Raw genomic sequence first — 11,591 nt, 5'->3', positions numbered from 1 at the left:
TCCAATCAAGGAAGGTTCCGCCCGCGAGCCTGCTCCAGGCTCCCATCATCCGCTCGTAGGCTACCCCGTCGTCGAAGCGGATTTGGTGCTCGGCCATCTGACTCTCTTTGCTTAGGATGTCCTACTTCCCTATGAACGAGAGCACGCCGGCTAGTTTCGGCGGTTCGAGGGACCCCATCCCATTTCTGAAGAGAGTATGGTCAATCACATTGGCTGTTCGTCTGGTGCTCACGAATCGGGGAAACCGAGCCACCGCTCAAGGGCCTCGAACGTCCGGTCCATGGCGCTCACCGGAAGCGAAATGTGCCCATAGCGGATTGAAATCTGGTTCTCGGCGGCGGTTTCGCCAAGCTTGGCCACAGCGGCGACGTAGAGCGCGGCAGCCAGACCGGTTCGGTCGGCGCCCGCCTTGCAGTGAATGAGGACCGGCTTCTCAACTCGTTTGAAAATTCCGATGAGGTCGGCTGCCCCCGCCTGCGTGAGTTCCCGTCTCGCCGACATACGGAAGTCGACATGGATGATACCGAGCTGTTTGGCCTCGGCAATCTCCGCGTCGTACCACGACGAACCGCGGTTCTCTCCGCGCAGATTGATGATCGTCTTGATGCCGTAGGTCTTCTGGTAACGGGCGATGTCGAATGTCGTCGGCTGCGCTGACCGGTAGAGTGCGCCGGCCACGACCGAATGGAAATTGCCCGTGAGATGAAGCACTCCGAGATATCCACCGACGGACAGGACGAGGACCAACACGCCGCCGCCGATCGTCCGCGCCGCTCTCCCGGCACGGCTGCCTGACCGAACGATCGCCTTCATGAGGCACTCCGACGTCTTGCTTCGCGAACGGCTGCCTCGACGAGGATCGCGAGACAACCAAGAAGGAGCACACATCCGCCCTGGAGCGGTTCGACTCGCAGAGCGACGACGAGGCCGGCCACAATTGCCACAAGCACTAGGGTTGCCGTCGTGAGCCTAGCATCGGCGAGGAACATGCCGAGGAGCTCCTTGGCAACTTCAACGATGATGCTCATCGTGCGATCTCCACGGCGGGACGCCGAGCTAACCCGTACCCTAAGCAGGGTTATGGTCGAAGAACGTCAAAAAGGCGGCGACGCGCTCGGCGGACAGCAAACGGTAGCGACCTCAAACGGCAGGCTCATTTCCTCGCACTGCCAGACCGCGGTGCATGAGTCCGCTCATGGCACCTTTCGGACATGCCGGGGTGGCCTGACGATTTCTGCTCTTGAGGGGTAGAACGGACATGCGCCTCGTACCGGGCCACTCCCGAGTTTGACCCGGAACGGCAATTCGCCCCGGTTAACCGTCCCTTTACCATGTTTGCCATATCTTTAGATGGACAGTGTTCCGGGAAAACAGCCCTGCAAATGAACGCAACCTTCGGCAGCGACGACAATCTGCTGAGTTTCACTCGGTCTTTGCCAGGTGATCCCGGCAGAACGGTGCTGAACCTCGTGTTTCAGGCTGCCGAACTTTTTAGTGGAATGGAAGAGCAGGTCCGGGCGACGGAAGCTCGCGCGCAATCCGTGTGCAAAAGCGCAGTTGAGAGAGCGCAGCTTGCCGAAAGGCGCCTCGAAGTCGCTGAAACGGCGCGGCGTGAAGTTATCAATGAGGCTGAGCGAAAGTTGCAAGATGCTTCGAAAGCCTTGACGAGTGCTGAAGCGCGTATAGCGGCGGCTGAAGACAAAGTGACAGCTTTGGAGTTCCGTGCGCAGTCAGCCGAAGCACAGCTGCATGAAGCTAAGCAGGAGCTTCTTAAGGTAGAAGAGGCTATCCGTGAGCGGCTCCTCAGCGAAAAGCCACCGAGTGTTTGAAAGCTCACTGTCCGTTTGTGGCACAAATGCGAAGTGCCGACTAATATAACTGACCGCACAGTGGATCAATATGGATTCCTCGAAGCCCGCAACACACCTCGAACTTATTACGAACATTTTGGTGCGGACCGGCGATCCTGCCGCCTTCGCGGATAAATTCGGTCCCTCCCAGGAGGTCGTGTTCAACTTTGTTGCTACTGACACGATCACAGCGGGCGTCCCCGAAGCCTCCGCATGGGCAACGCTGCTTCTCGGATTCGGGAGCGTGGGCTTCGTGGCCTACCTGAACCGGCCAAAAGCGAGCCGCATGACGGCTACAAAATTGCCTTAGGTCAGTCATCGTTTCGGTCGAAGCGCCGGCAACCATTCGCGCTCGTTTAGTGTCGTGTGGAGTAGCGCCGTGGCGTCTTCAATCCGATGGAGCACTAAATGCGAAATGCCATCCTTGCCATTACATCGGCCGCTGCAATTGGCTTGCTTGCCACAACCAGCGCCAGCGCCATGCCGATCGAGCCTCCCGCGGCACCGCCATCCTATGTCGACCAGGTTGGCTGGGTTTGTAATTCCTGGGGACGGTGCTGGTGGCGCCCGAACTACTATCGCCCTTACTACGGGTACTACGGGAATCAGTATGACGACGACGAGCCTCGCTACTATCGCTCTCATCGCTGGGACGGCTACTATGACCGTCCAAATTACTGGGGCGGCTGGCACCGCCGCAGAGACGACGACAACGATTGATGAATATGGCGGATGCCAAAAGAGCCGCCGTTTTCGCACCGGCGGCGTCGCCTCACATCGGCCATCGCTGCTGATCAACCCGGGGCTCTTGGGTTGACACCCTATGCGTCGGTATGCTCGGCAGCTCGGCGCCAGCCGGCGGCGCGGTTTTTAGTTTGCGTCGGTGGCTATTCCCCTAAAGAGTCCATCGTCAGACGGATCAGCACACACGCAGCCTGCACCACGGCGCCATCAGACTGTCGATTAGTGGTGCCATCCGCGATGCCTGCCATGCCACCACCAATATTGGTGGCCCCGGCCTCTGCCCCAACCGCAATGGTGCCATGACCATAGCCGCCGTGTGCTGGATCGATCGTCGCTCCGTCAGTGGGGTCGTACTACTGGCCGCCGGTAGGCTCGACACTTGCAGTCCCCACCTGGAGTAGCACTAATCCTCCCGCACCTAGCGCGCCTACAGTCGGTAGCGCAGCGTTCAGCTCTGGGGTTCGCAGGTAAAAGGAAATCCCGTCCCGGACCGCCGCATACGCGGCCGCGTAAAGGAGCGCCGCCCTCCAACCCCTTTAGGACGGCGCCTCCATCATTTCGAGCCTCTCATATTCGATCGCAGCTTTAACTAGAGCCTCGCGAAGCTGCCCGTCATTGACCAATCGTTCCGATAGATAGGCTTGAGCGGCATCGGCGTTATTGTCAAAGCGCTCCAAAGCCTCCCTCGCCAAGGCGAGCATGGTCACTGTTCTCGTAATCGGCATGGACAGCTCCCGGTTTGAGCCCCCGAACGCTGAGTTTTAGTGGTCGCAGGGTTTTCCCCTTGTCCATCGGACGCAAATCACCTTCGCGAGAGACGGCGGAAACGGGCAGCGACAATCAGTCGCCGCCTCGCCGGAATACGGCACACCATGAGGTCAGTGGAGGCCGCTGCTTCGTCGTTTGGCGTCTGGGCGATGACGGGATCGAGTGGTGAATAAAATCCGAGGCCCGATATCTTCCTTCAGATAGGGATCGATTACGTCGGTCCGCCATAGGTGAGCGTCGACGGATATGTCACCTCTAGCTGATCCACTTGGAGCCGCAACACGTCTGAAGTCGAACGCACCTCGGCCGGACTACAGATTATCATCCCTGGATGCGAACGGCGGACGCTGCCAAAGTCCACGACCCGCGTTGACGAAATCGGTTAGGGCCTACTTCACTTCTACAAGCCGCCGAGCTTGCGCGAGCAGCTCGCCACCCGCGCGGATGCACCATTGCGGCCGAACAAAGCACAGAAGGCTTTGCCGAAAGCCGGCCTATTCGGCCAATAGGCTTGGCCCAGTGCCAGCTGCTCCGCGAGTTCGATCGGCTCGTCGAATGTCAGGGACCAGGACATCGGTGGGGCGGGGTACTCAGTAACTGGCCTGAATACAGGCAATCGGCGCGGAATTGCGAATCGAACGGCCCCGCGAACGCGGTCAGGGGGCATCACCCCGCTCGCGCTGGATTGAAACAAGCGTGATCGCAGATGGTCTGGTTGTGCCTATCTAATGTGAAGATGACGAGAAAGGACCAACCATGAAACTTAGGACAATAGCACTAGCAACCGCATTTGCTCTCTCGAGCACGGCCGCCCTGGCGCAACCCGAAACAACTTATGGACAATCCGTAACTTCCGTTGGAACAGTCACCGCTCCGTCAGTGGGGTCGTACACTTGGCCGTCGGTGGGCACGACAAATGCAGTCCCCACCTGGAGCAACACCGGGCCTAGCGCTCTCGCTCCCGGTGCGCCGACAATCGGTACTGCGCCGTTCAGCTCCGGGGCTCGCAGGTAATCCCTTCCCTAACCGGGCGGATCGCAGATTCTCCCGATTGGGCCGGATCCGACGAGCGCATCGGACCGCAGGTCGCGCGCACCTGGGATCGACATCATAAGGTCGTCGACGATTGAGTGAGGAATGCTCCGCCAAAGAATACCGACCAGGTGATAGAACACCGCCGAGGCACCTGCCGCATGAACGATCTCATCGAGCTGCTTTCCTTGGACACAGCCGCGATGTCCGCTTTGCCCCCACGAGCGGACGTCGGCAGCGCGGCTGGTCATGTCCGTTAAGGTAGAGTCGAGGATGGGCGCGGTAGCTTGGGCCATTCGGCAACGCTCCGTTTCCCATCCCCGCTCATCGAACCGGACGTGCCCGATTAAGGCATCCGGCTCTCCGACTGGCTTCACCGTGAGGCACACGGAGAGCAAACTAACCGCACGCGGCTTCCGCGCAGTGAGTAACTCTCCTTCGCCCCTCGACACAGCAATCTCCGGCGGCTCCTGTCTTTGATGGTGTTTGCAGGCTCATCGCCAATCACCACGACCTAGCCATCTTCGAAAGCGCACCAGAAGTCGGGGCCCTTTCCTCAGCCAGCATTACCCGGCTTCAACGGTCATACGACCCCGTCCGACTCCCGCCATGGCCGCCGCCTTTCGCGACGTTGAGGCCGCTACCCTCACCCTTGACGGGTCTCCCCCGATTACCCGAACCACCTTTCCGACGTGCCGTGCCCACTACCCCGGCGGATCAAGCGGGTGCGCGTGTCGATTGCTTCCCCGCTCATACAGCCTTCCCCAAATGGCAGGAGGGTCGGCATCCGCATTGTCACTTTCGAGGCCTGCTCAGGCTTCACTCACGTTACGGCCCGCCGGATTGCTCAACCGCCTAAAAGCGGCCTTTGTCACGAGGCTCCAGCCCTGCCGGTTACCCGGCCGAACCGCTCGTCAGCTACCAGATCAATCGACAACTCTCTGGGTGGAATCTTCCTCCACTAGTGATCCGCGCCTTCGGGGCGCACTGCCACAAGCGGACATCGGCACCTGATCGATCACCCCGTTAGCGCGCAGTAGGAACGATCCGAAGCGCGTCGTCGACGACGTAAAGTGCATCCGCGCGACCACTAAGCGATGAGCGGCACCACATGCCTCAGCGGCGGTGAGGCCCCGCTCGGCCCGCGGGTGCGGGAACTCCTGCCAACCACTCAACGGAAATTTACTGGTGCGCCCGCTCGGCGTCGGCGGTCGCGGTGCCCATGTATTTCGATTGGAAATGAACAACCCGCTCGCGCCACATTCCGACGAACGCCTCCGACGTCAGCTTCTCCACCGATTTCCACGCCTCTTTGACGGCCGGAAGCGTATTGCCCCAGATCGCGCGCCGGCACCATTTTTCGCCCTTCTCCCTGCCTTCGCTGGTGGCGCACATCGATTTCCAGGCGATGCGATTGGGTTGGCTGAGGTGCTCCGCGGCGCCTTCCCAGCCCTGCTGATGGATCAGGTAGAGATCGTTCAAGTCCGGCTTCCTGTGCGTCACCCACTCGAACAGAATGCCTTCGGTAATGATCTTGTAGGCTGCCGCAACGGCATTATCGCGGGGATTGAGAATGTCTCCGGAGCCGAATTTGCCGAACTCGTATTTGCTCAGCTGGAACAGCCCGATATACGACCCGGTGCGTTGCTTGGGGTCGAAACCGGACTCGACCTTGGCCACCGCCTTCATGAAAGTGAAATCCAGACCGAAAGCGTCGGACGCGCGCTTGATCTCTTCCACCGGCGTTCCGACCGGGATGTCCTTGAACGAACGCAAGACGATCGCAGCCGGCTTCTCGGCAGGCGGCAGTTCGGACCAGACATAACAAATGAGATACCGGAAATCCTGCGGCCCCGAGTTGGAGGCACCGCCGGATGCACCGCACGTTGTCGGCGCCAGTTGCGCGGCATCACGGTGGCCCAAGTCCACCGATTCCTGCACAGGCGGTAAATCGGCCGACAGCGTCTGCGACGGATCGGGCAACGCGGCCACGACGATCGATTCCGGCTTATCCGAGGCCGCCGTCGTGTCGGTGGCCGTCCCCGCCGCGGGTTCGGCGGCCGTCGCCACTTCGGCGCTGGCGACAGCGGCGTTCGCAACAACGGTGTTAGCGACAACGGCGTTGCCCATTGCGATTGCCTGCGGTTCATCGGCGAGCCTGGCGTTGGCGGCGAGAGATGCTGCCCGGTCCTCGGTTGGCACTGCGCGGGTGTTCTCGGTGCCGGCCGAACCGAAGCCAGCCAGCCAGCCAGCGATCCACCCCGCGAGAACGACCGTTCCGCAAAACGTCGGCGCCACTGTCGTAAATCGCCGCGGGTTCATGATCCCGTCGCCTCCAGAGCCATGATGCACAGCCAAGCACGCGACGGGTTGATTTTCGGGTCAAGACATGGCCGCGCAATGGCGCAAACCGCAGCTCATCATCTTTTCCACGAAGTGTTGCCTGAATGCAACGCGTCGCCGACAAGCAATTGTTCTCCGACTTAAGCGTGTGGGGAAGTTTTGGGCCCATGCGACGCATGCGGCCGGTTCGGGGCGAGCCCGCCGTGGTTAATGTCGGACCAACAGGCGCGCTTGAATGGCCGTAGTCGCGGATGCCGTCCCCGCGAGCGGTCTGTCGTTGACGATTTATGGGATCTTCTGAGCGAACCGAACCCATTGCCCGAGATCAAAGCGTCCGTCGCAACGGCCCTCACACCGTACATTGATCGGCCCGGCGATCGGCGCGACGGCTATTGGCCTCGTCATTGGAATTGGTCCAATTTTCGACCCACTGCGACCAGATTTGAAGACGAGGCTATGGTCGGTAACGCCACGCTTTTTGGTTGGACCTCGCATGCAACTTCACTGCATGAGGCACTGGATGAGGAAGCACACTCCAATAATAGCTTTCGCCATTTTCATGCTCTCTGCAGGGATCGCACACGCTCAATTTCTGTTTTGGCCCCGGGACACGTTCTGGCCAGGCCATTACGCTCCGTTCAAACACAAGCACCATCACCGGCAGACAGACTCTGAATCGGCGAAGAACGCCCGGCCCGAGGAGCTTTCGAAGGGCCCGCTCCAGATCATCGTCTCGATCGAAGACCAACGGGTCTCGCTTTTCGACAACGGGACCCTGATCGCGCGCTCACCGGTGTCCACGGGAATTCCGGGGCATCCTACGCCCCTCGGCGTGTTCAGCGTGATCAGCAAACAACGATGGCACCGTTCGAATATTTATAGCGCTGCCCCCATGCCCTACATGCAGCGCATCACCTGGTCAGGGATAGCGTTGCATGCGGGTGTCGTGCCTGGGCATCCAGCGTCACACGGCTGCATCCGTTTGAAAAATGACTTTGCCGTTCGACTCTGGCATCTCACGAAGCGCGGCACGCGCGTGATCATTGCGCACGACAACGTCCAGCCGGTCGAGATAACCAATCCGCACCTTTTCAAGCCGAAAGCCATGTCCGGTTCGCCGGAATTTCAGGCTGCCACAGTCGCAGCCGCGGCAACGGGTGGATCACCAGTGTCCAACGCCGAAACTCCGGAAACCACCAGTCTCCAGGTTCCAGGCTCGGCCGCCGCTGGAAGCGCACCCAAGAAGATCGTTCCGATCTCCGTCTTCGTGAGTCGCAAGTTGGGCAAGCTGTTCGTGCGCCGGGGCTTCTCGCCGCTGTTTGATGTCGCGGTCAAGATCGAAAATCCGGAGGAGCCGCTGGGAACGCATGTGTTTACCGCAATGGAATTCCAGAACGAGGGAGCGGCTGTTCGCTGGACGGTCGTGTCTATACCAGAGGAATTTCCTCGCGTGTCCAAGGGGGGCCCGAAAGAGCGCGAAGTGCCCGCGAGGCAAACCGCCCTGCCGGTACCGTTGCCCGATGAAGCCAATGCTGCCCTCGACCGCATCGAAATACCCCGGGATACGGTTGAGAGGATTTCTGAACTGCTGACGCCAACCTCTTCATTGATTGTTTCAGACAACGGATACAGCGACGAGACGGGAAAAGACACGGATTTCATCGTGGTTACGCATTGATGCGGCGGCGCAACCCACCAACACACGATGCCGCTGAGCAACCCGCTCGAATTGTTCGACCGCAATTCTGGTGCAAAATTCTTGATGTCCGCACCTAAGCCAAAGCAGCGCGAGGTCCGTTCTGGGTCCAGACTGTGTGAAAACCTGACCGATGCTATGATTCCCTTGCTGAATTGCGGGGGGATGATGAAGGGTTTCGTTCAAGGGGCGGATCGCCAGCAGACGACACTGTTACCGGAATGCCTTGATGATTGGGTGGACGAGAGCAATCCTGTTCGCGCGGTCGATGTGTTCGTCGATGCGCTGGAACTGCGCGAGCTGGGGTTCGATGGCGTCAACCCGGCGGCGACCGGCCGGCCCGCGTATCATCCTTCGGCGATGCTCAAGCTTTATATCTATGGCTATCTCAACCGGGTCCAATCGAGCCGGCGGCTGGAGCGTGAGGCTGGCCGCAATCTGGAAGTGATGTGGCTGACGGGACGGCTCGTTCCGGATCACAAAACCATCGCCGATTTCCGCAAAGACAACGGCCCCGCCATCAAGAAGGTCTGCGCGCAATTCGTTGCCTTGTGCCGCAAGATGGGTCTGCTGGCGAAAGCGAGCGTTGCGATCGACGGCAGCAAGTTCAAGGCGGTTAACTCGCGCGACAACAACTTCACGAAGGGAAAGATGGAGCGGCGTCTGGCGCAGATCGAGGAGAGCGTTGCGCGCTATCTGAGCCAACTTGACACAGCCGATCGCCAGACAGCTGCCGGTGAGGTGCCGTCGGAGGAGCTTGTGGCCAGGACCACTCGGCTCAAGGAGAAGCTGATCAAGCTCGAAGAGGAGGTCAAGCGCCTCAAAGCGATTGAGAAGGAGATGCTTGCCGCGCCCGATCAGCAGGTCTCCTTCACCGATCCTGATTCCCGCTCGATGGCGACCAGCGGGCACGGCTCTGGGATGGTCGGCTATAACGTACAAGCGGCCGTCGATACGACGAACCATCTGATCGTCGCGCATGAGGTGACCAACGTCGGCACCGACAAGTCGCATCTTGCGAACATGGCCAACCAAGCGAAGGCGGCATTGGAGGCAGAAAACCTCGAAGCCTTCGCCGATCGCGGTTACTTCAAAGGCGAGGAGATCCTCGCATGCGAAGAGGCTGGCATCACGGTCACGCTGCCAAAACCGCAGACATCGGGGGCAAAGTCCGAAGGCCGCTTCGGCAAGCAGGATTTCCGCTATGTGGCCGAAGAGGACATTTACGTTTGTCCAGCCGGTGAGACGCTCATCCACCGCTTTGGTCCTGCACCGCTATTGGAGTAACACGTGCCGGACCTGCGCGCTGAAGGCTCAGTGCACGAAGGGACCGCAACGCCGCATCACGCGTTGGGAACACGAGCACGTTGTCGATGCTGTGCAGGCCCGCCTGGACAAGAATCCGGACGCGATGCGTACTCGCCGCGAGACAGTCGAGCATCCGTTCGGCACGCTGAAGATGCGGATGGGGGCGACGCACTTTTTGATGAAGACGCTGCTCAAAGTGGCGACTGATACCAACGGCCCTAATTATTGACTGTTGCCCATGTTCGTGTGGTGATTGAGGCGATGCGCTTTGGATCGTGTTCAAAGAAGTTCCATGCGTCGCAGGTTTTATCAACGATGTCGTCGTAGTCGTCGAAGACGGTGATCGCGAGTTTGTTGCCGCGCAGATATTCCCAGACGTTTTCGATCGGATTGAGTTCAGGCGCGTAGGGTGGCAGACGCACCAGGGTGACGTTTTCGGGGATCGTGAGCGCGGCAGCAATGTGATAGCCGGCGCCATCGAGGACAAGAGCGGCGTGGCTACCTGCCGCCACCTTGCGGCCGATCGCTGTGAGATGCAGCGACATGGCCTCGGCGTTCGCCGCCGGCATGACCAGACCTGCTGCGACGCGACGCTGCGGACAGGCCGCGCCGAACAGGTAGGCCCAGTCGTAGCGCTGGTCGTGCGGTGCGCGGGGCCTCGTTCCACGCTTGGCCCAGACGCGGGTCAGCGTGCCCTGCTGGCCGATCCGGGCCTCATCTTGGAACCAGATTTCGATCGGCTTGTCTTTGGCGTGCTCGGGAATTTGCGCCCTGACGGTCGCGGCGAAGTTTTTTTAAACGTCTGCTGGGCTTCTTCGTCAGCCTGCGGGTGGCGGGGCCTTACCGACAGTTTGCGGTAGCCGAGCTTGGCTAGAACCTTCCCGACCGAACGCTCGTGGAGCGTGACACCGAAGCGCCGCTGCAATTCGTCGCGCAGATCGACCCGCCGCCAACGCACTACCCCGTGCACCGCGGGGTCGGGGCCGGCCTCGACAAGCTCGGCCAATTCGGCCTGCTGCCGCACCGTGAGTTTTGATCCGGGACCTGGCGATTTGAGATTGCGAAGCCCGGCCAGTCCCGCGGCGTTGTAACGGTGCACCCAGTCCCGCAAGGTCTGACGGTCCATGCCGCAGGTTTCGGCCGCCGTTTTGCGGTCCGAGCCATCGAGCACCAGCGCAAGCGCGAGTATTCGACGCGCCGCGGCGCTATCCTTCTCTCCGCTCGCCGCCTTGCGAAGCGCCGAAGCCGTCAGATCAAGTCGGGTGATCGATACCGCCGCTCCCATCGATGCCGCTCCTCTCAAAGGCTAGCATCGAGTCAGAGTTTCCCTGATTTGGGAATCCCTAATGAGTCACAGTTTCGGGCCGTTGGTATGAGATGGCGCTGCACGTGCTCGCCTACAACCTCACGCGCGTGATGAACATCGTCGGTATCAAACCGTTCCTCGCAGCGATCCGGGCTTGAAGAGCGTGTCATGGTGCGCGCCGTGAGACCGCTAAGGTCGCTCAGCACGGCCCGAGGCTGCGCCCGGATTGACTCCAGACTCGATACAGCAAAAATAGGCTCAGCCGGTCGCGTCGAGGTCCGTCACGCCCGGTTGCTTGCAGTTATTGGGGTACGAAAAACGTTTCCACACGGCCTGGGTCAAAAGGCGAAATACTCGCTCCGAGCACATACAGTCTGCTTTGCCCCTGAAAGCGGACTCAAGACGGACATCGCTGGAGGTCCGTTTCGTGCCACATCCAGACCTGGTCAATGTGCGCACTTGCAAAGATCGGATCCCCGGAAGGCGGTAAGAGCAACGGAGCTTGGCGTCAGGTATGTATGGGAGCGCAATCCGCGCGGGTCAG

Annotated in this window: 10 protein-coding genes and 2 pseudogenes; 6 read left to right on the top strand and 6 right to left on the bottom strand. The window is 60.3% G+C overall.

The genetic code is table 11. The features are described from left to right. Positions 1-228 precede the first annotated feature (228 nt). Together B5525_RS26785 and B5525_RS26780 are read right to left on the bottom strand one after the other, a co-directional pair. Complete coding sequence (locus B5525_RS26785; RefSeq protein WP_079568698.1) at positions 229-813, bottom strand: tyrosine-protein phosphatase; 585 nt, start codon at positions 811-813, stop codon at positions 229-231. Next, the gene (locus B5525_RS26780) at positions 810-1,028 is read right to left on the bottom strand and encodes a hypothetical protein (protein ID WP_079568697.1); all 219 of its coding nucleotides are present in this window, start codon (positions 1,026-1,028) and stop codon (positions 810-812) included. Before B5525_RS26780 ends, B5525_RS26785 begins: the two co-directional genes overlap by 4 nt. Before the next feature lie 354 nt (positions 1,029-1,382). Here B5525_RS26780 and B5525_RS26775 point away from each other — a divergent pair, with 354 nt between their 5' ends. The 3 genes from B5525_RS26775 to B5525_RS26765 all read left to right on the top strand — a co-directional run bounded on the left by B5525_RS26775 (position 1,383) and on the right by B5525_RS26765 (position 2,570). After that, a complete protein-coding gene (locus B5525_RS26775; RefSeq protein WP_172899982.1) occupies positions 1,383-1,829 on the top strand; it encodes a hypothetical protein in 447 nt (148 codons plus the stop codon). Between the two features lie 70 nt (positions 1,830-1,899). Further along, a complete protein-coding gene (locus tag B5525_RS26770) occupies positions 1,900-2,160 on the top strand; it encodes a hypothetical protein (protein ID WP_079568696.1) in 261 nt (86 codons plus the stop codon). Between the two features lie 98 nt (positions 2,161-2,258). Next, positions 2,259-2,570, top strand: coding sequence for a hypothetical protein (locus B5525_RS26765; protein ID WP_079568695.1), 312 nt, complete (start codon positions 2,259-2,261; stop codon positions 2,568-2,570). 560 nt (positions 2,571-3,130) lie between these two features. Here B5525_RS26765 and B5525_RS26760 read toward each other — a convergent pair. Beyond that, positions 3,131-3,319, bottom strand: a complete 189-nt coding sequence (locus B5525_RS26760; protein ID WP_079568694.1) for a hypothetical protein — start codon at positions 3,317-3,319, stop codon at positions 3,131-3,133. 862 nt (positions 3,320-4,181) lie between these two features. Here B5525_RS26760 and B5525_RS46600 point away from each other — a divergent pair. After that, positions 4,182-4,376, top strand: a pseudogene (locus B5525_RS46600) (hypothetical protein); the annotation flags it as partial. 8 nt (positions 4,377-4,384) lie between these two features. On the opposite strand, the gene B5525_RS26745 reads toward B5525_RS46600, so the two are convergent. Then, positions 4,385-4,690: a hypothetical protein gene (locus B5525_RS26745; RefSeq protein WP_154073455.1), complete on the bottom strand. Its 306-nt coding sequence runs from the start codon at positions 4,688-4,690 to the stop codon at positions 4,385-4,387. A gap of 886 nt (positions 4,691-5,576) precedes the next feature. Next, positions 5,577-6,716 (bottom strand): transglycosylase SLT domain-containing protein, encoded by a 1,140-nt coding sequence (locus B5525_RS26740; RefSeq protein WP_079568691.1) that lies wholly within the window; start codon positions 6,714-6,716, stop codon positions 5,577-5,579. 541 nt (positions 6,717-7,257) lie between these two features. Here B5525_RS26740 and B5525_RS26735 point away from each other — a divergent pair. Together B5525_RS26735 and B5525_RS26730 are read left to right on the top strand one after the other, a co-directional pair. Then, positions 7,258-8,415, top strand: a complete 1,158-nt coding sequence (locus B5525_RS26735; RefSeq protein WP_079568690.1) for a L,D-transpeptidase — start codon at positions 7,258-7,260, stop codon at positions 8,413-8,415. Positions 8,416-8,601: 186 nt separating this feature from the next. Beyond that, positions 8,602-9,949 (top strand): annotated as a pseudogene (locus B5525_RS26730) (IS1182 family transposase); the annotation flags it as partial. A 10-nt stretch (positions 9,950-9,959) separates the two neighbouring features. On the opposite strand, the gene B5525_RS26725 reads toward B5525_RS26730, so the two are convergent. Beyond that, positions 9,960-11,026, bottom strand: a protein-coding gene (locus tag B5525_RS26725) for an IS630 family transposase (protein WP_197687849.1) whose coding sequence is annotated in 2 segments (ribosomal slippage) — positions 9,960-10,537 and positions 10,537-11,026 — 1,068 coding nt in all. Because the reading frame shifts where the segments join, the coding sequence is not laid out codon by codon here. Between the last annotated feature and the right edge of the window lie 565 nt (positions 11,027-11,591).

Origin of the sequence: Bradyrhizobium erythrophlei (assembly GCF_900129505.1) — a bacterium.
GTDB classification, from domain to species: Bacteria; Pseudomonadota; Alphaproteobacteria; order Rhizobiales; family Xanthobacteraceae; genus Bradyrhizobium; species Bradyrhizobium erythrophlei_D.
The sequence above is the reverse complement of the archived record's forward strand: the minus strand, read 5'-3'. Positions and strand labels throughout refer to the sequence as shown.